Genomic DNA, 16,830 nt, shown 5'->3' on the forward strand with positions numbered 1-16,830 from the left:
AAATTTAATGCTCATTAGCTAAGAATTATCTCTTAACAATGAGCAACTTAACTATGCGCCTCGCGCAAAACCCGCCTCAAAACCTTACCCGTCGCATTCTTGGGCAGCGAATCAACAAACCGGACAAGGTGAGGAACCTTATAAGCAGCTATCTGCTTAGAGCAGAAAGAAATCACATCCTCTGGCGCGACAACTTGCCCATTGTTAAGGACAATATTCGCCAAAATTCTCTCACCTTTCACTCTGTCAGGAACACCATAAATAGCCACTTCCGCCACCGCTGGATGTTGAGAAATTACCCGCTCCAATTCACTCGGATAAACCTTAAATCCAGAAACATTAATCATGTCCTTCAAGCGGTCAACAATATAGAAATAGCCCTCTTCATCCATCCGGCCCAAATCTCCAGTATGAAACCAACCATTTGACATAACTTCGGCAGTTTCAGCGGGACGGTTCCAATAGCTCGACATCACATTAGGCCCGCGAATAATAATCTCGCCAACTTCCCCGACATCAACTTCTGAACCCTCACTATCCACCACTTTCATTTCCACATTATCAATTGGCATCCCAATCGAACCAGGCTTATATTTCAAGTAATGGTTGTAACAAGAAAAAGGTGAAGTTTCCGTCAAACCGTACCCTTCATGGATCACCAGACCATACTGTTCTTGCCACTGATCTACAACTTCCAAGGGCATTCTGGCAGCAGCGCTAAAATAATAGCGCACTGAGTTAAAGTTGCATTCATCAGGCGACATTTCTAACAGCTTGGCAAAGGCTGTCGGCACTCCAAAAAACATGGTAATCTGCTCCGCCGCCGTTACTTGCAACACTTCGGCCGGATAAAACCTGCGCTGCAAAATGATAGTCGCACAAGCATTCAATCCCGCATTCAGAATAAAATTCTGACCGAAACAGTGGAACAAGGGTAAATACAAAAGTAACCGATCCTCAGCCCTCATACCACAGCAATGCTTGACAGAGTGCATATTTGAAGTCACATTCCCATGAGAAAGCACTGCACCTTTAGGAAAACCCGTCGTCCCCGATGTATAGATAATTGCAGCGGGTTCTGTAGGTTCCATTTCAATAGCTTTAGCTTCAGCAGAAGCGTTTGCTATCAGTTGTAACAAACTGATTTCTTTACAGTTTAAACTCAGCTCGCTCCCAGAAACATGAGAAGAATGGCTACCAACCACACTCGGCGGTTTAATAACTCCATCTTCAGCAATCAGAATGTATTGAAGGTAAGCTAAATCATCATCAGGCACTTGCCTTCGCAATGATTCTGTGGCAATTACTATCTTAGCAGCACAGTCATTGAGAATAAACCGAACTTCATCGCTTTTGAGCATTGCATTGATAGAAACTGCGACAGCCCCAATCTTTAAAATGCCCAGATAAGAAATGACAAATTCGGGAATATTAGGCAGGAAGAGAGCAACGCAATCTCCCCGTTTAATCCCCAATCCTTGCAAACCATTCGCAGCGCAGTTTGCTAATTGATTTAGCTGCTTGTAAGTAAAAGATTTACCTTCAAAAATTAAGGCAGTTTTCTGAGGGAAAAATCTACACCCTCTCTCGATATGCTCTGCAATGTTCATCCCTATCTTAGTTCTCCGTAAAATTGCCGCCAAACCATAGGTTTCGTGTTCAAGATTTGGATGCACTGGTGCACCGTCGTTAAGACAAATCGGAAACCACGACGTAAAGCTTTCGATCGCTCTTTTTTTTCTGAGGAAATATCCCCCACGCAACTCGGATGAATTGTCTGAGAAAATTGTTGCCAATCCCTCGGTTCAAGTTGATATACTTTGACGCATTGGCGAACAGCATCCGCCAAAAAGTGTGGCTGATTTGACAATTTCTCTGCTTTTTTACTTCGGTAAATATCTAGCTGAAAAGCAGTTTTCGAGATGTTAGCTGAAATATTGTGAGTAACCATTGTTGTGCCTTTCTAGTAATGTTCAACAATCTTTTGCACCCGAAAATTTATGACTGTTTGTGTAAGGGACAAGCAGCTCTTGATAAGTTAAATTTTTAACTTATTTTTTACGCCATTAGGCAGGCTATTCTTAGCTACAAATGACCTGTTTTACACAGGCCATCCGAGGAAAAAAGGGGATGAAATAATGTGAGTTTTTTTCAAAACTCCTTCCCTTTCCTCTTCCTACTTCAAACTTGATAAAATCCGGTTCACAGCTTGCACAATTCGTCCTTCCTGTGCAATGTCAGCAGCAATCATGGCAATGTGTATATCTAAAGATTGCTCGTTGTCGTTCCAGATGTAAGATTTATCAACATTCGGGTGCTGTCCCACAACTTCGCGCACAGCCTCATATAGCGGTAAGCTAAGTGGGGACAAACACTCCCGCGCGTCATAGTGACCGGCTACTTGATGGGTTCGCAAATCAACGGCTTGGACGGCAAACATTAGGGAAATTGCCATATATTGCTGGAATAATTCAATTGAGCGACGAGCTAAATTAGCTGAAGCGAATCCTTGGCTATTGATATTCTGATTGAATTGTTCGGCGTGAGTGGGAAAGCGGTCAGCAATTGAGTTTCCGTAAAAACTCAATAGTGGCATAATGGAATTTCCAGCTATTTGCAGACCTTTTAATCCCATGTTGACCTTACGGCTGGTGTTGCCAACCAGAGAAGGTGACAAACCATTATTAAATTCAGGTGCAGCTAACAGCGCAATTTGCACATCTAAATGCTTAGCCAGCAGACCTAAAAGATAGCGCAATCGATCCATCCCAACGCCAATATATTGCCCTAAAAAATTGCCGCCGTGATAGCTAGCTTGATTCTCAGTATCGATTAAGGGGTTGTCAGTAACCGAGTTAATTTCAACTTCAATCTGTTGGGCAATTTCTGCGATTCCATCCACAATCGGCCCCATGTACTGAGGCAAACAACGCAGCGAATAACGGTCTTGTATCGGATGAGCGCCGCGAGACTCGTGGGAACCATCTAACTCATCTCGATTCAAGCAGGAACCTGCGAGGAGTTCGACCATTTTGGAAGCTGCCCACACTTGACCAAAATGAGGCTTGAGCTTGTGAATGAAGGGGTGGAACGATTGATTTGTCCCGCCTAATCCTTGGATTGTCAAGGCATGAGTACCCATTGCCAAGGCAAGTATTACTTGCGAATCCCGGACGCAGTTGGCAGCAATGCCGGTCATTACAGACGTACCATTAACCATTGCTAACCCTTCTTTGGGAAGCAGATCAATTCTTGGTAAACCTAATATTTCTAACGCTTGAATTGCTGACATTTCTCTGCCGTTAAAATCAACAGTGAAACTGTCATCTAGACCTATTAATGCACCTGTGATGTGCGCTAGGGGAACTAAATCGCCGGAAGCGCCGATGGAACCCAATTCACACACGTGAGGCGTGACTCCTGCGTTTAGAAATGCGATCGTCCGCTCAATTAACTCCAGCCGAATTCCTGAAGCGCCCTGGAGGTGGGAGTTAATTCGCAAGAGCATGGCGGCGCGGACGCAAGCTGTGGGCAGCCTTGGCCCGGCACCAGCTTTGAGAAACCAAATCAAATTGTTTTGTAAACTCGCGGCTTCTTCCGGTGCGATCGCTGTATTGGCCATCCCACCAAAGCCAGTTGTGACTCCGTAAATCGGCTTTCCCGACTCGACAGCATTCGCAATGTAGTCGCAGGATGCTTGTACTCGTTCCGCAACATCGCTTTCATCATTTAACCGAACTCTGGTTCCACAACGGGCAACCCTGGCAACTTCTTCTACACTCAGCCGTCGGTTCCCCACAGTTACGTTACTCAAATTAGGCTCCGGCCATTTGGGTAATTGTAGAGAAATCGGCTCTGTTAAGTTTCTTGACACTTCTTAGATCCTAAATTTATAGATAGATGCCACTCAAATGTGACTCTAGTCACAGCACACTCGAAACCGGGATGTTACTTTGAATTAAATGACAGAGAAATATGACTAGATACCATACTCTGCCATTAGTATTCAAATCTTGCCTTTCGTTTCGTAAAACAAGCCGCAGCCATTAGACATCACCGATGAGGAGTCTACAAGCCTTATTGCGTTAAGGCTGGAAGCTTAAATTCGGTTGGCGTCTATTGTGCTCAGGGCAAAATAAAACTGCGCCGACACTACATTATGCGGGCAGAGTTATAATTGATTGAGTTATTAAAGCTGTTAAGCTGTTACTGGGGCTATTGACCGATAACTTCAGGACAATACCACCGCTCAAGGCTAATCATAGATTTTTGTCACAAAACGTTACAATGATTTCCGAAATTTTTAGGATGACTATTGAACGCTACGGGATATCTGGAAAACAGTTATCCAAGTTTTCAGGCGTTAGCGAGAATCATATTTCTGAGTTTCGGCGGGACAAGACAGGCATCTCTACGGAGGTGCTGTGGAAATTAATCGAGGCAATGGACCAGATTAAGCCGGGAGCCCGCGTTTACTTCTGTAATCGGCTGACGGGTGGAGAGGGATTTGGCAACAGCAGCCAGATGTCAGTGCCAAAGCAACTAGAGTCTTTGTTAGATATGCAGATATTGGTTGATGGACTCTCTGACGACAGTTTGGCCTTGCTACTGATGGTAGTGGCGGCGCGGATTAAGAATAGTGTTTCCTCTCCTGCTAAGGGTTTTGAGCTAATTGGCTAATAATTTAACGGCCTGTTTGTATAGGCAAGAATTCCACAGCTCTTGCCTCATTAGACCTCTCCGAAATAAAAATTGCTAGTGCGATCGCCGATAGTATAAAATAGGATTTTACCGTTACCAAAAATATGAGTCAGCTTCAGGAATATATTGATAAGCCTCCATCTGAAACTCAAAGGTTGCTAGGTATGAACTACGAACAACTAGATAAATTTAATTAATTGTTCACGCTGAGGGTTTACACGCTCAAAAACAAGCAGAAATAGAGCAAAAAAACGAGACTTATTAAGGCGGCATGGGGCCGCCATCGTAAGTTAACAGATGCTACTGAAATTCTATTAACTTTATTTAACTTGCATCAACTTTCGATATTTAAAATGTTAGGAATACAATTTGATGTGAGTGAAACAACAGCTAGCGGGACTTAAACAAATTTTAAGCCCAAACCAAGCCTAAACGATCTTTATATGCAGCTTGGGCGTCCATGTTTTCTTGCAGCCCGCGCACAAATCTATAAGATATAGCTCTTCTCAAAGAAAGCTTCTAAGGCCTCACTAAATGTCTCTAATGGTTCCTTGGTTCATCGTCGTCTCAGTCCCCCAGTTAATTGATGCCAAACAATAAAACTGTATTATCCCAATTGGTCGCCTGTTCCTTGTTTGAATCAAATTGATAGTATAGCAGAAAATTTGTTGGCAAAGGCCGATGACAGTCGAGCGATCGGGTAAATTCTAGAGATTTAATCGACTTGGCTATTCAAAGGTTAGCGACTCCGATTCCCCAAGAGGCGATCGACAAAGCGGAAGCAGCTTATCCAGTTATGGAACCGCTCGATCGAGCGATTCAGTATTTTCAAGATCGTCCTGATTATCGGGAAAAATGCTATGAGGTTTTGAGTATCGCAGAGCCAAATAAAGTTATTAACGGTATAGATTTACTCGCTCAGGATTTAGGCGGCGAAATAACAGTCAGGACATTTAGCGAGACTATAAATGATCTTGACAATCCTTCGTTTCCAGGCTCTGCGCCGACTTTAGCCGAAATTTGCATAAAAATAAAATTTTGCCGGATAGATGTATACCCCCCATTTCTCTAGAGCGCGGAAATTCAAAGTGAATCAAAAAGCTAGTCTGTAAGCAGCGATCTAAAAACCCGGTTTTTTGAAAAAACCGGGTTTTTAATCAAGTTTTGAAGGTTTCTTAATAAGCTAAAACACATTTAATTTGCACAAACAAAACCAATAAAAATCTTGTGTGGTGTCCCGCCCGCCCTTTCATCCATCCGCCTCCATCGTCCCGCCTGTGCGAGGGATCGGTTCAAAAAAAGCGATCGCGTTCCTTAAACTTTTTGTGGCTTTGGCTAATTTACAATTCTGCTGTTGAGCTATGGAGCGATCGCCTGACTCGATTCAATCTTTGCTGACGAAGCTGTTCGGCCAGCATGGCGTTAATTTCTCCTAATTCTAAATTGACTTCTTGAACCTCCATCCGAGTTCGGCGGAGGTTAGATAGCAAACGTTTAGATGTTTCGGGAGCGGGGATGCGCGGTTGTTTATTCATGGCAAATTATATTCCATCTTAACTTCTTCAATACTACGCTCCAGTGCCGGAATCTTTGCTTGGGTTCGTGCTATAGCTCGTTCTAGTAATTGTAGCATATCAGGAGACGCAACAGGTTGAGATTGGGCAATTTGAAGCTGGATAGTAGATAGTTGAGAGTAAGAGGATTCAGCATCTTCGGCTGCACTTTTCATTTCATCCAGTGCGGTAATCGTTGCCTCTGTCTCTCCACATAGTTCAAAAATGGTTAATTCCAAGGCTAAAGCTTCATTGACAATATCTAAACCCTGCTGTTTTATTTGAGTGATAATTTCACTGGTTCCTGATGTAAATCAGCCCTATTTACACCCCCTATAAAAACTTATTGTAATTAAATTTTAGCCTAAAATAGTGTAAAAGTAAAACGCGATGGCTGTAACATCCCCGATTTATTTAAGAAGCAGTCGGGCTGGTGAGTGTTTTTTTGAGGTGGGTCTACTTAATAACTTATTTCATGTTATCATAAAATCACTTGAGAGCAGAAGGGAATGGCAATGCAAACCCAAGAAAAACCAGCAATCGAAAAGCAACCACAAACAGAGAAACGCTACTACACGCCAGAGGAATATCTCGCATTAGAAGAAAGTGCGATCGACAAAAGTGAATACCTTGATGGGGAGATAGTACCAATGTCAGGCGGAACAGCAAACCACAACAAAATCGCTGGGAACTTTTACAAAAAATTCCCCTTGACTGTGAATGGTCAAGATTACGAGACATTTATCAATGATGTGCGCCTGTGGATACCCCAAACTCGCCGCTACGTCTATCCCGATATCATCGTCATTCAAGGAGAACCAGTCTATCAAGGAAGTAACAAAACAATTGTCACAAATCCTCGGCTAATCGTCGAGGTTTTATCCAATTCAACCAAAGACTACGATCGAGGTGGTAAATTTCTCGCCTATCGCTCAATCCCGGAATTTCGAGAATACATTTTAATTGACCAATACAGCTATCACATTGAACAATTTGCTAAAAATTCTAATGGAAAATGGGTATTAACAGAATATGATTCAGAGGAATCTGTATTAATCCTAGAATCCGTAGAATTTCATATGTCGCTGAGAGAGATTTACGCACGAATTGATTTTGATGTTAAAGACGAAGAAGTCAACCAGCCAACAAGTGAAATTCAAGCATAAGATCGAGTCCGCGCCAACTTGTTCAAACACCTGGTTTGTGTGGGACTTTTTCTCGATCGTGAGGTTTGAGCAAGCTCGCCGGATCGGGCCCTGCGGGGATAATGCAGCCTGGATTCAGCGGGAATAAATTGCCGTAATAATCACGCTTCACAGCCTCTAAATCGCAAGTGCCAGCAACTCCCGGTAACTGATACAAGTCGCGCAGATAAGCTCCCAAATGCTCGTAATCCTGAATGCGGCGCACATTGCATTTGAACAAGCTGTAGTAAACTGCATCAAAACGGAATAGAGTAGTAAATAGCCGCACGTCTGCTAACGTCACCCGATCGCCACAAAGGTAACGACTCCTCAAGAGCGATCGATCGATCTCGTCTAAAACAGCAAACAATTCACTACCAGCCGAGTCATAAGCAGCTTGAGATTGCGCGAAACCGCAGCGATAAACGCCATTATTCACCGATTGGTAAATCTTCTCATTCCACTCGTCAATTTGTTCTCGCAAATCCAGAGGATAAAGATCCATTTCAGGATTGCTAGCAAACTCGTTAAACTCCGAGTTTAGCATTACAATAATTTCCGAACTTTCGTTATTGACGATCGCCTTTTTCGAGTCATCCCACAGCACCGGCACTGTACACCGCCCCTGATAGCCCGGTAAAGCCAACTGGTAAAGTTCGGGCATCGTGTTGCAGCCAAAAGTCTCCGACTCCAGCACCCACATTCCCCCTTCAGAGGGATAGACAATAGACACGGATATCGCATCTTCCAGCCCTTTGAGCGCTCTCGTCACCAGAGTGCGGTGCGCCCAAGGGCATCCCGTACCCACAAAGAGGCGATATCGTGCTGTGGCGGGTTGGTAAGGGTTGTCTGCTTCTGTGCTGACAAAATTGCGGAAACTGCTGCTGGGGCGAATGTATGCTCCCGTGCGATCGGGCGGCGCTAGTTTTGACATCATTAATTGCCACATTGATGTCCAGACAAATTTGCCTAGCTTGACTGTTACGGATGAAGGAAGCGATTTGTTTTTCACAGTGCGATTAAAAGAGGTTTGCTAAACATAATTTGCTTATTTTAACTTACATTGCAAGGTTTATTCCCTCGTTCCCAGGAAGAGCATGGGAACGCAGATGCTTTGGCTCTGCCTCGATCTGGGTTTTGAGTTATAATAATCTACTAAGTCCTTGGCGCTTAACTTAAATTTATGGATTTCACAGGCACTTTAAATCAGATCGTCGCCCTCAGCGTTCAAGATCGGATTGGTCTTGTACAAGCAATCTTAGACAGTATAGCGGCAGAACAGGTTCACCCAGACCTCACAGACTTTCAAAAGCAGGAACTCGATCGCCGAATTGATGATTCTGAAGCAAATCCTGATAATGTGCTGACTTGGGAAGAAGTTAAAGCTTCAGTCAAAGCACGAAAATAAACTATGAATTATGCGTTAGTATTCCGCCCAGAACTTCGTGAAGAAGTTGATGAAGCATACACTTGGTATGAAAGTCAGCAACTAGGACTTGGTGACGAGTTTTTAGACTGTATTGACGAAATGCTCGATCGAATTTGCCAGATGCCGGAGTCCTATCCAGTTGTCTATCGTGATGTTCGGCGATCGGTGGTGCGTCGCTTTCCCTATGCTGTGTATTATCGCATTGTATCAAGCCGAGTGATAGTGACCGCCATTTTTCTGGCGTTGCAGAGACTCAACAGCATGGCAAACGCGAACCTAACAAGTTCCCTCGTTACCATGCTCTGCCTCGCTGTTTTCCCTCACCTGAGAACGAGTTTTCTAGGATCTGCCAGAGGCTATTTCAGCATAAGCTCGATCGATCAATCGGCGAGCAACCGTCTGAATTCCCGTATGTTCGTAATAATTGGTAGTCATGTCTAAAAACGCGGCCACATAATCCAATTTGTCATCGGTAACATCAACGTATTGCTTAAGATGGCCTAAAACTATGGCGGGAGTTAAGCCGCGAGACTGTACTAAATTGTTCATCCAACCTTGGGCTGAAGCGAAAGTTGTTGTCACAAATCCGAACTTTTGTGAATTATTTGCACCGGGAATTAGGTTGCTGATATTTTGGAATGTTGAGTTTTGCTGCAAGGTTGAAGGATTCAATCCGCCTAGGGTATTTTGTGCTACTCGAATGAAGTCCGGGCCAAGGGGAATTAAACCGTCAGCACAAACTAAAGCAGCCATCCGCATCAGAGATTCGCCTTTGTAATGAGATAAATAATTACCAAAGCTTCCCACATTGTCAAGGGAAATATTGTTAAGTTTGCAGTAGGCAATTAGCTCGATCGCCACTTTGACGCACAGGTCGATGGTTTGAGTTGTGTCAGCTTTGGGAGTGAGGCGGTTGAGAAAGGAAAGAAAGCCGATATTTTCGCCGATTTTATTCGCCATAGCCGTTGCACCTAACGCACTGTCGGCGCTGTCTGCTAACTGGTAAAGCCTGAGTACGCCTTGATATGGCTCGTTGGGGTTAGCGTAAAGCTCGATCGCGCGATCGCGAATTTTTCCAACTAATTTGCGCTTTGTTTCCCCTGTCACCGCTTGAATAGTATTATCAAAACCCGTTAGATTGTTCCACTCCCCCGGAACCACAAAATCGAGAGATTTTAACATCATCACAGTGACGCCACCAGACGGCAAATTATCAACCAATTCCACAATAGATTTGCTCATCACAAACTCCTGAATAGCCAGATTTAAAGTGTTCTTCCAAATACTCCAGCATCGGAAAATCCCATTCCCGATTGCGGGTAAATTCCCCAGCACTAAATAGGTAAGCACAAATAAATATTATACCACCAGAGCCACTTTTGCCCTACTCCGATCTTTTCTCTCTTTTCTAACTCTGCGTTCTCTGCGCCCTCTGCGGTTCATTAAAAAAAGTCTTTATATTGACCAACTCAAAATCGCCCAAACGTGTTAAAATAGAGGGCGCAAAATAGAAAAACCTAAAAAATGACTGTTGCAGTTAACAAAACTCCCGGATTAGCCTCGCGTTTAGTAAATGGCGTACTCTCCATCAAGCCTTTGGCTAATCTAGCCAAGCACCAAGCGCGGGAAATGATGATAAAAAGAGCAGAAAATATCGGAGTGCATTGGCGACAAGAAGCCCAAGCACTTTTAGCTCGAAATTGGGATGCAGAATTGCTCAGCGTCCAAAATCCCGGTCTTGTTTACCCGAAATATTATCTAACTTCATTTCACGCTTACGAAAAAGGTAATATGAGTTGGGAAGCTGCAACAGAAGTTGAAGTTGCCGCCCGTACAGTTCACGCGGGAATTTGGCCGGAAGCGGGTGCAGAAGGCGATGCTAAACTCCGCGCCAGCTATCACGAAATTATCAAATCTCAAATTGCTTCTTCACCGCAGAATATTGTTGATTTGGGATGCAGTGTGGGAATGAGTACCTTTGCTCTTGGGGATGTTTACCCGGAAGCGAAGATGACTGGGGTGGAGTTGTCGCCTTATTTCTTAGCAGTTGCTAAATACCGTTCCCAACAGCGAAAATCCCAATCTTTAAATCAAAAATATCCGACTTTGGTTCACGCTGCTGCTGAATCTACTGGTTTGCCTGCGGCTGCTTTTGATTTAGTTTCTATGTGTTTAGTTTGTCACGAATTGCCGCAGAAAGCTACTAGAGAAATATTCCGGGAAGCGAGGCGTTTGCTACGTGTTGGCGGACATTTGACAATTATGGATATGAATCCTCAGTCGGAAGTTTATGCCAAAATGCCTCCTTATATTTTGACTTTGCTCAAGAGTACGGAGCCTTATTTGGATCAGTATTTTGGGTTGGATATTGAGCAAGCTTTGGTAGATTCCGGTTTTGCACAGCCGACAATTACTTGCAATACAGTCCGACACCGGACTATTGTTGCTGAGGCGATAAACAGTCAGGTTTGATGTTTGAAAAATGTTTGCGGTCGAATACACTTTTAAGTGTATTCGACCGCAACTTAGGAAGAATGATGAGCCTATCAGAATCGGTGAAACAAGTTATTTCCGATCAGTGGTCATTTCTGGTTGAGGCGACGTTTGAACCAACAGCGCCCGGTTCAAGTTATGCAACCTATTTTGTTGACACATCATACAATCAGTTTGTTTTGAAACTTTACGCAGCAACAACTGAGACCGCTCAGATTCACTACGAACATTCATTGCTCGCGTTCCTGCAATCCACCGATCTCCCTTTCGCTATTCCAGTGCCAATCTGTGCATCTTCTGGTGAGACTTTCATTGCGATTGAGGCTGATGGGCGATCGCTCAATGCCGCTTTATTTCCTCGAATAGTCGGACAAGCTATGGATCGGCGAAACCTCGCTCAAATTCAAGCTGCTGGCTTTGCCTTAGCGAAGTTGCACGATCGGCTTGCCAACTTTGATCCGCAGGGTAAATTCGCGAGATTGCCGTTTTGGGGAGCGCTAGATCGGATTCATCCACAAGTGAGCGTTCCCTTAAATGTTCCACAAATCTTGAGTCTGGGATTGGAAGAACAGAGGCGCTTTGGTCTACTGTTGAATGAGGCGATCGAAGCCGCACCTAATTTATACGCAACACTTCCAATTCAAACCATTCATGCGGATTACATTACACCGAATATTCTTATTGAAAACGATCGAGTCGTTGGAATTTTAGATTTTGAGTTCGCCACGCGCGATTTACGGGTATTTGATTATTTAAGTAGCCTCGATCAGTTTGCGTCCTTTCCTTGGAAGGAAGTTCGATTCGAGGAAATTGTGCAAGCATTCAGTACCGGTTATCGAACCTGCTCTTCTCTGACTGTGGCAGAAATGGAAGCTGCAATTTCGGTGTGGAAGTTGCAACGCGCCAGTTCGCTCGTCTATTGGACAGGGTGGTTAATTGAAGGGAAGGGAAGTCGTCAGAAAATAGTAGATGCAGTTGTGGAGACGCTTAGATTTGAAATGTGGCTCGAATCAAATCAAAGGAGATTGCTGGATGCGCTGGGTGTCGCCTAATTTTCATTCAGTATTAGTTAGTATCAGATATAATGGAAACAAAGCCTAGAAGGTTATAGGTATGACTCCGGTATCCGACAAACAAGCGACTATTATCCGTACAGAGCGAGGACTGACGATTTCAGGCACTCGACTGACTCTATACGATGTCATAGATTTTTTGAAAGCTGAGTATTCACCAAAGTTGATTCGGAATAAATTTAACCTGACAGACGATCAAATTAACGCTGCTCTGTCTTACATTGAAGCAAATCGCGCTCAAATCGAAACTGAATATCAACAGGTATTACAAACAAGAGCAGAAATTCGCTCCTATTGGGAAAATCGCAACCGCGAACGGTTCGCTCGCATTGCAATGATGCCACACAAGCCCAGACAAGAAGCTCTCTGGGCAAAACTTGAGGAGCAAAAAGCGAGACGTGCCGCACAGCAATGATGACTTTTCTAGTTGACTTTAATCTTGACGGCTATGCTCTTCTTTTGCTGGGAATCTTGACAAAACTCGGTTGGCTTGAACTCGTATCGATCCGATTTGTCACTTTTAGGGAAGCTGGACTATCGATGGACGCTAGCGATCGTTTGGTTTGGCGTTATGCTCAAGAAAATCAAATGATGATACTCACAGCCAACCGAAACATGAAGGGTGATGATTCACTTGAACAGGTGATGCTGCGCCGGAAAATACAGCAGATTCGTTTCCGGTATTGACAATTACAGATATCGATCGCCTTGACGAATTTGACTACCGAGAGCGATGTGTTGAGCGTCTTGTTGAGATTGTTCTAGACGTTTACAATTATATGGGAGTTGGTCGGTTATTCATTCCGTGATATCGACATCAATTTACCTAATTCGATCGCAACTGCGGTACAATTAAGCGTTAGACAGCAGTCTGAGCTAGAACATTTTAATAAAACCCTAAAAGTAGGACATCTTCATGAACCCGACAGCCCCCTCTCAAAACATCATCGATTGTTTGCAGGTTATCTTGGATGCCACTGCATCGAAGAATTACGAGCTTTTTACTACAGTCGGTGATGCAGGCTACAAAGCGAGCATTACACAAAAAATGTTTGACGATGTTAGCGAGCAGCTTGCTTCCCGCCTGCAAAAGGGATACTCAATTAATTATTTTGGTGAGATAAAACAAGGTAATTTTCCGATTTATTTGTGGAAGCTGAGTTTTGAAGATGGTGGAGATGAATTTGTGGCACACATGACTATGAATGAAGACAAAGTTGCTGGGATTTTCATCGAATAACATATCTTGCTTGACACGGTGTTTCACTGAATCTAACGCCGATCGCCCACAACCGTTAATCGAAACCGATCGGGAGGCACAAAGGTGATTCCCCGGCGCGCCGGACGAATTGGCCGATCGAGATTCGATACAAACTCACGGGAAGACAGCACCGTTGCTAAAACCAGCTTCATTTCAAACATCGATAACGCCATCCCGATGCAGCTTCGACTCCCGCCTCCAAACGGTAAAAATTCAGAGGCGGAAAACTTGCGATCTAAAAAGCGATCGGGATTGAACCCGGCCGGATTTTCGTAGGTTTCAGGGCGACGGTGGGCCAAATAGACACAGGGGATTAAAATCGTTCCCGGTTGATATGTATAGCCTTCGAGTTCGATCGTCCGTTTCACCTTGCGCGGCTGCGAAATTAAGGCAATTGGATAAACCCGCAGCGCTTCCTTGCAAACTGCTGTTAAGTAGGGCGACTGCGAAAGCGCGATCGGATCGGGATTCTCGCCCAATTCATCCAATTCCTGCCGCAACCTAGCAAGGCATTCGGGAAACTGATGCAGCCAGTAAAACGCCCAAGTCAACGCCGATCCAGTCGTTTCATGTCCCAATAACAACAGCGTCATCAACTGATCGCGCAATTCTCGATCGCCGATGGATTCGCCGGTGTCGTCGCGGGCCATCATCAACACCGACAGAATATCCGTGCGAGACGAATCGAGAGAATGCGATCGCCTCTCGGCAATTTCCGCATAAATCAGCGAGTCAATCTGCGCCATCTGCTGCAAAAACTGCCCCCACGGACTCCAAGGCCCCAAATTTTGCTGCAACGGTTCAAAGAAAAATTGTATCGAGTACAGTTCAGAGGTAATCGCCTCTAAAAGCTTGCTGAGCAATTGTTTCAGGCGTTCGTAGCGCTCTCCCGGCACTAATCCAAACACGACTTGCAAGATTACTTGCAGCGAAATTTCTGACATTTCTTGGCGGACTGCGATCGCATCTGGGGCTTTCCAGTCGATCGTCTGCTTTTTCGTCAAATCAACAATCAAATGCCCTTGACTGTGCAACTGTTCCCGATGCAGGGCGGGCATTAATAGCTGTCGCTGTCGCAGATGTCGCGCCCCTTCATTCATAATTAGGGATTCATTTCCCACCAGCGGGCGAAATACGTTGGTCACTTTGCCAAACTCAAAGGCATCGGCTAACGTCGTAAACACCGCCTGAATGGCTTCTGGACTGCCCAGAAACACGACGGGGGGCGAAGAGGGCCCCAACACGCGGGCGGTAAATGTATCGCCGTATTTGGCAGAGTAGCGATCGAAAAATGCGATCGGGTCAGCTACCAGCGAAAGCGTTTGAAACAGAGCAGGAGAACGAGATCCGGGAGGCAGCGTCATTGCAAAACTGGCGATACACAATATTCCTAGTGTATATCGATCGACCTTACACCCTGAAATTTATCTGCGATCGATTGCTTCGGCAAGTAGCAAAAATAGTAATGCTATCGGGATCGATCGCAGATTGTACGGCTAGCTTCCCAACCTAACATGACTGTTTTACGCTCTACTCCCCAGCCATAGCCACCGAGTTCTCCAGATTCTCGAATGACTCGGTGACATGGAATTAAATAGCCGATCGGATTTTTACCGATCGCATTTCCTACAGCTCTAGCAGCAGTTGGGCGAGCTACCATTTGAGCTATAGTTTGATAGGTCGCGATCGCACCAAATGGCAATTGCAAAAGTGCTCGCCAAACTTGAATCTGAAAGTTAGTGCCTTTTACCAAGAGCGTTAGTGGTTTTTGCTCGCTGAGAGTTTCTGAATTGAAAATCAGGTCACGCAATGATTGAGTGGCTTGCTCATCACGAATGATTTCAGCATTTTTCCAGGTCAATCGCAGTCTTTGTGCGGCGGTTTGTTCGTCTGTTGTATCCAAGAAATAAAGATTACAAATACCACGGGCAGTTGTCGCGATTAGAGATGTGCCAAACGGGGTATCATGAATGCCATAGCGAATTTGTAAACCAGCTCCGCTTGTTTTGAACTCCCCTGGTGACATTGCTTCTAAGTTCACAAATAAATCGTGTAATCGTCCTGGACTCGATAGCCTCACGTCCAATGTTAGGTCGAGAAGGCTTTTAGTCTGAGTGATTTTTGACTTGGCATATTCAACTGTCAGATATTGCAAAAACCGCTTGGGGCTAATGCCGGCCCATTGAGTAAATAGCCGTTGAAAATGATATTCACTCAGTCCTATGTGTTGGGCCACAGTTGCCAGATTGGGCTGGTTTAGGTGGTGTTGTCGCATAAAGGCGATCGCCCGAGCAATCCGGTGATAATCTTCGCTAGCATAGACACTCGCATTCTGCATCGAAATCATCTAGTCTAAGTCAAGGGAATGTTGATGTTTCCTTACTTTAGTCATAGAGTAGGCTCAAAGCCACCCGTTTCTTGCGGTGAATGCAGTCAGTCGATTTGAGATTTGAGATTTGAGATTTTAGATTGAAGAAAGCGACTTCACTGCTAAACCCGGGGGCTTGCGATGAGGATTCAAAGCTTTTTTCTCACTCCACGGATTCCTCGGGCGATTTGTAACCAAATTTCTTGATTGTCAATCCATTAACCGAACTTTCGCTCTCACCCTCCGCGCAACTGCGTCACCAAGTGAACTAATTCGGGTAAAATTAGCTTTTCCACAGCTAGTTTCACACCATTGCTAGAGCCCGGAAGAGAAAAGACTAACTTGCCTTGATACACCCCTGCAACTGCGCGAGAGGCGATCGCCCTCGAACCAATTTCTTGATAGCTCAAAAAGCGAAATATCTCCCCAAATCCCGGTAAAATCCTGTCAAGCAAACTCTCCATCACATCATAAGTCGTATCTCGGGGAGCGATGCCCGTGCCGCCGTTAAAAATGATTGCATCCACATCTTCACGCTGGGAAAAAGCCTGCATTTGCAATACAATTTTGGCCGCATCATCTTTAACAACAGTGTAAGCTACCACAGAGTGACCCGCATCTTTTAGCAGCTTCTTAGTTAACAAGCCACTATTGTCTGTTTCTGCCGAGCGCGTGTCGCTAACAGTAATGATAGCGCAATTGACGGTTATTTTAGATAAGTCGGGGTGAGGAATTTGCGTCGTCATAGTTTCTTCTTCTAAGTAATCG

20 protein-coding genes and 1 pseudogene are annotated in these 16,830 nt (G+C 44.6%); 10 read left to right on the forward strand and 11 right to left on the reverse strand.

Features of this window, described 5'->3' with window-relative positions:
* Window positions 1-47: 47 nt before the first annotated feature.
* From QUA74_RS06130 to QUA74_RS06140, 3 genes are all read right to left on the reverse strand, one after another.
* The gene (locus QUA74_RS06130; protein ID WP_333326127.1) at window positions 48-1,610 is read right to left on the reverse strand and encodes a long-chain fatty acid--CoA ligase; all 1,563 of its coding nucleotides are present in this window, start codon (window positions 1,608-1,610) and stop codon (window positions 48-50) included.
* Between the two features lie 2 nt (window positions 1,611-1,612).
* Window positions 1,613-1,951, reverse strand: coding sequence for a hypothetical protein (locus QUA74_RS06135; RefSeq protein ID WP_333326129.1), 339 nt, complete (start codon window positions 1,949-1,951; stop codon window positions 1,613-1,615).
* Window positions 1,952-2,176: 225 nt separating this feature from the next.
* On the reverse strand, window positions 2,177-3,814 hold the full coding sequence (locus tag QUA74_RS06140; RefSeq protein ID WP_333326130.1) for an aromatic amino acid ammonia-lyase: 1,638 nt from the start codon (window positions 3,812-3,814) through the stop codon (window positions 2,177-2,179).
* A gap of 494 nt (window positions 3,815-4,308) precedes the next feature.
* On the opposite strand from QUA74_RS06140, the gene QUA74_RS06145 reads away from it, so the two are divergent.
* Window positions 4,309-4,680 (forward strand): helix-turn-helix transcriptional regulator, encoded by a 372-nt coding sequence (locus tag QUA74_RS06145; protein WP_333326132.1) that lies wholly within the window; start codon window positions 4,309-4,311, stop codon window positions 4,678-4,680.
* 432 nt (window positions 4,681-5,112) lie between these two features.
* On the opposite strand, the pseudogene QUA74_RS06150 reads toward QUA74_RS06145, so the two are convergent.
* A pseudogene (locus QUA74_RS06150) lies at window positions 5,113-5,308 on the reverse strand (IS701 family transposase); the annotation flags it as partial.
* 117 nt (window positions 5,309-5,425) lie between these two features.
* On the opposite strand from QUA74_RS06150, the gene QUA74_RS06155 reads away from it, so the two are divergent.
* Window positions 5,426-5,773: a hypothetical protein gene (locus tag QUA74_RS06155; RefSeq protein WP_333326134.1), complete on the forward strand. Its 348-nt coding sequence runs from the start codon at window positions 5,426-5,428 to the stop codon at window positions 5,771-5,773.
* 268 nt (window positions 5,774-6,041) lie between these two features.
* Here QUA74_RS06155 and QUA74_RS06160 read toward each other — a convergent pair whose 3' ends face one another.
* Both QUA74_RS06160 and QUA74_RS06165 read right to left on the reverse strand, forming a co-directional pair.
* Window positions 6,042-6,236 carry a hypothetical protein gene (locus tag QUA74_RS06160; RefSeq protein WP_333326136.1) on the reverse strand — a complete coding sequence of 65 codons (195 nt, stop codon included), beginning with the start codon at window positions 6,234-6,236 and terminating at the stop codon, window positions 6,042-6,044.
* Window positions 6,233-6,493: a hypothetical protein gene (locus QUA74_RS06165; RefSeq protein WP_333326138.1), complete on the reverse strand. Its 261-nt coding sequence runs from the start codon at window positions 6,491-6,493 to the stop codon at window positions 6,233-6,235. The genes QUA74_RS06160 and QUA74_RS06165 overlap by 4 nt, the downstream gene beginning before the upstream one ends.
* A gap of 276 nt (window positions 6,494-6,769) precedes the next feature.
* Here QUA74_RS06165 and QUA74_RS06170 point away from each other — a divergent pair, with 276 nt between their 5' ends.
* Complete coding sequence (locus QUA74_RS06170) at window positions 6,770-7,420, forward strand: Uma2 family endonuclease (protein ID WP_333326287.1); 651 nt, start codon at window positions 6,770-6,772, stop codon at window positions 7,418-7,420.
* 22 nt (window positions 7,421-7,442) lie between these two features.
* On the opposite strand, the gene QUA74_RS06175 is transcribed toward QUA74_RS06170, so the two are convergent.
* Window positions 7,443-8,387, reverse strand: a complete 945-nt coding sequence (locus tag QUA74_RS06175) for a glutathione S-transferase C-terminal domain-containing protein (protein WP_333326289.1) — start codon at window positions 8,385-8,387, stop codon at window positions 7,443-7,445.
* Window positions 8,388-8,621: 234 nt separating this feature from the next.
* On the opposite strand from QUA74_RS06175, the gene QUA74_RS06180 reads away from it, so the two are divergent.
* Both QUA74_RS06180 and QUA74_RS06185 read left to right on the forward strand, forming a co-directional pair.
* Entirely contained in the window at window positions 8,622-8,846 is a 225-nt protein-coding gene (locus QUA74_RS06180; RefSeq protein WP_333326140.1) for an addiction module protein, read from the forward strand.
* Window positions 8,847-8,849: 3 nt separating this feature from the next.
* The gene (locus QUA74_RS06185) at window positions 8,850-9,308 is read left to right on the forward strand and encodes a type II toxin-antitoxin system RelE/ParE family toxin (protein WP_333326142.1); all 459 of its coding nucleotides are present in this window, start codon (window positions 8,850-8,852) and stop codon (window positions 9,306-9,308) included.
* On the opposite strand, the gene QUA74_RS06190 is transcribed toward QUA74_RS06185, so the two are convergent.
* The gene (locus QUA74_RS06190) at window positions 9,207-10,109 is read right to left on the reverse strand and encodes a hypothetical protein (RefSeq protein ID WP_333326144.1); all 903 of its coding nucleotides are present in this window, start codon (window positions 10,107-10,109) and stop codon (window positions 9,207-9,209) included. The two genes, QUA74_RS06185 and QUA74_RS06190, sit on opposite strands and share 102 nt — an antisense overlap.
* 282 nt (window positions 10,110-10,391) lie before the next feature.
* Here QUA74_RS06190 and QUA74_RS06195 point away from each other — a divergent pair, with 282 nt between their 5' ends.
* From QUA74_RS06195 to QUA74_RS06215, 5 genes are all read left to right on the forward strand, one after another.
* The gene (locus QUA74_RS06195; protein ID WP_333326146.1) at window positions 10,392-11,339 is read left to right on the forward strand and encodes a class I SAM-dependent methyltransferase; all 948 of its coding nucleotides are present in this window, start codon (window positions 10,392-10,394) and stop codon (window positions 11,337-11,339) included.
* Between the two features lie 62 nt (window positions 11,340-11,401).
* Window positions 11,402-12,412, forward strand: coding sequence for a phosphotransferase (locus tag QUA74_RS06200; protein ID WP_333326148.1), 1,011 nt, complete (start codon window positions 11,402-11,404; stop codon window positions 12,410-12,412).
* Between the two features lie 61 nt (window positions 12,413-12,473).
* A complete protein-coding gene (locus QUA74_RS06205) occupies window positions 12,474-12,848 on the forward strand; it encodes a DUF433 domain-containing protein (RefSeq protein ID WP_333326150.1) in 375 nt (124 codons plus the stop codon).
* A complete protein-coding gene (locus tag QUA74_RS06210) occupies window positions 12,845-13,120 on the forward strand; it encodes a DUF5615 family PIN-like protein (RefSeq protein WP_333326152.1) in 276 nt (91 codons plus the stop codon). Before QUA74_RS06205 ends, QUA74_RS06210 begins: the two co-directional genes overlap by 4 nt.
* A gap of 229 nt (window positions 13,121-13,349) precedes the next feature.
* Complete coding sequence (locus tag QUA74_RS06215) at window positions 13,350-13,673, forward strand: hypothetical protein (RefSeq protein WP_333201476.1); 324 nt, start codon at window positions 13,350-13,352, stop codon at window positions 13,671-13,673.
* A gap of 32 nt (window positions 13,674-13,705) precedes the next feature.
* On the opposite strand, the gene QUA74_RS06220 is transcribed toward QUA74_RS06215, so the two are convergent.
* The 3 genes from QUA74_RS06220 to QUA74_RS06230 all read right to left on the reverse strand — a co-directional run bounded on the left by QUA74_RS06220 (window position 13,706) and on the right by QUA74_RS06230 (window position 16,808).
* Window positions 13,706-15,058, reverse strand: coding sequence for a cytochrome P450 (locus tag QUA74_RS06220; protein WP_333326154.1), 1,353 nt, complete (start codon window positions 15,056-15,058; stop codon window positions 13,706-13,708).
* 104 nt (window positions 15,059-15,162) lie between these two features.
* On the reverse strand, window positions 15,163-16,032 hold the full coding sequence (locus QUA74_RS06225) for a methylated-DNA--[protein]-cysteine S-methyltransferase (protein WP_333326156.1): 870 nt from the start codon (window positions 16,030-16,032) through the stop codon (window positions 15,163-15,165).
* 266 nt (window positions 16,033-16,298) lie between these two features.
* Window positions 16,299-16,808 carry a MogA/MoaB family molybdenum cofactor biosynthesis protein gene (locus QUA74_RS06230; protein ID WP_190733295.1) on the reverse strand — a complete coding sequence of 170 codons (510 nt, stop codon included), beginning with the start codon at window positions 16,806-16,808 and terminating at the stop codon, window positions 16,299-16,301.
* Between the last annotated feature and the right edge of the window lie 22 nt (window positions 16,809-16,830).

The sequence above is a fragment of the Microcoleus sp. LAD1_D3 genome (genome assembly GCF_036702135.1).
In the GTDB taxonomy this organism is placed as follows: domain Bacteria; phylum Cyanobacteriota; class Cyanobacteriia; order Cyanobacteriales; family Microcoleaceae; genus Microcoleus.

Bases quoted from the DNA above. Each gene is read 5' to 3' on its own strand.
- QUA74_RS06215 (WP_333201476.1), top strand. From the start codon at position 13,350: ATGAACCCGACAGCCCCCTCTCAAAACATCATCGATTGTTTGCAGGTT.
- QUA74_RS06160 (WP_333326136.1), bottom strand. From the start codon at position 6,236: ATGAATAAACAACCGCGCATCCCCGCTCCCGAAACATCTAAACGTTTG.
- QUA74_RS06145 (WP_333326132.1), top strand. From the start codon at position 4,309: ATGACTATTGAACGCTACGGGATATCTGGAAAACAGTTATCCAAGTTT.
- QUA74_RS06170 (WP_333326287.1), top strand. From the start codon at position 6,770: ATGCAAACCCAAGAAAAACCAGCAATCGAAAAGCAACCACAAACAGAG.
- QUA74_RS06185 (WP_333326142.1), top strand. From the start codon at position 8,850: ATGAATTATGCGTTAGTATTCCGCCCAGAACTTCGTGAAGAAGTTGAT.
- QUA74_RS06190 (WP_333326144.1), bottom strand. From the start codon at position 10,109: ATGAGCAAATCTATTGTGGAATTGGTTGATAATTTGCCGTCTGGTGGC.
- QUA74_RS06135 (WP_333326129.1), bottom strand. From the start codon at position 1,951: ATGGTTACTCACAATATTTCAGCTAACATCTCGAAAACTGCTTTTCAG.
- QUA74_RS06195 (WP_333326146.1), top strand. From the start codon at position 10,392: ATGACTGTTGCAGTTAACAAAACTCCCGGATTAGCCTCGCGTTTAGTA.
- QUA74_RS06130 (WP_333326127.1), bottom strand. From the start codon at position 1,610: ATGAACATTGCAGAGCATATCGAGAGAGGGTGTAGATTTTTCCCTCAG.
- QUA74_RS06180 (WP_333326140.1), top strand. From the start codon at position 8,622: ATGGATTTCACAGGCACTTTAAATCAGATCGTCGCCCTCAGCGTTCAA.
- QUA74_RS06210 (WP_333326152.1), top strand. From the start codon at position 12,845: ATGATGACTTTTCTAGTTGACTTTAATCTTGACGGCTATGCTCTTCTT.
- QUA74_RS06225 (WP_333326156.1), bottom strand. From the start codon at position 16,032: ATGCAGAATGCGAGTGTCTATGCTAGCGAAGATTATCACCGGATTGCT.
- QUA74_RS06175 (WP_333326289.1), bottom strand. From the start codon at position 8,387: ATGTGGCAATTAATGATGTCAAAACTAGCGCCGCCCGATCGCACGGGA.
- QUA74_RS06200 (WP_333326148.1), top strand. From the start codon at position 11,402: ATGATGAGCCTATCAGAATCGGTGAAACAAGTTATTTCCGATCAGTGG.
- QUA74_RS06230 (WP_190733295.1), bottom strand. From the start codon at position 16,808: ATGACGACGCAAATTCCTCACCCCGACTTATCTAAAATAACCGTCAAT.
- QUA74_RS06220 (WP_333326154.1), bottom strand. From the start codon at position 15,058: ATGACGCTGCCTCCCGGATCTCGTTCTCCTGCTCTGTTTCAAACGCTT.
- QUA74_RS06205 (WP_333326150.1), top strand. From the start codon at position 12,474: ATGACTCCGGTATCCGACAAACAAGCGACTATTATCCGTACAGAGCGA.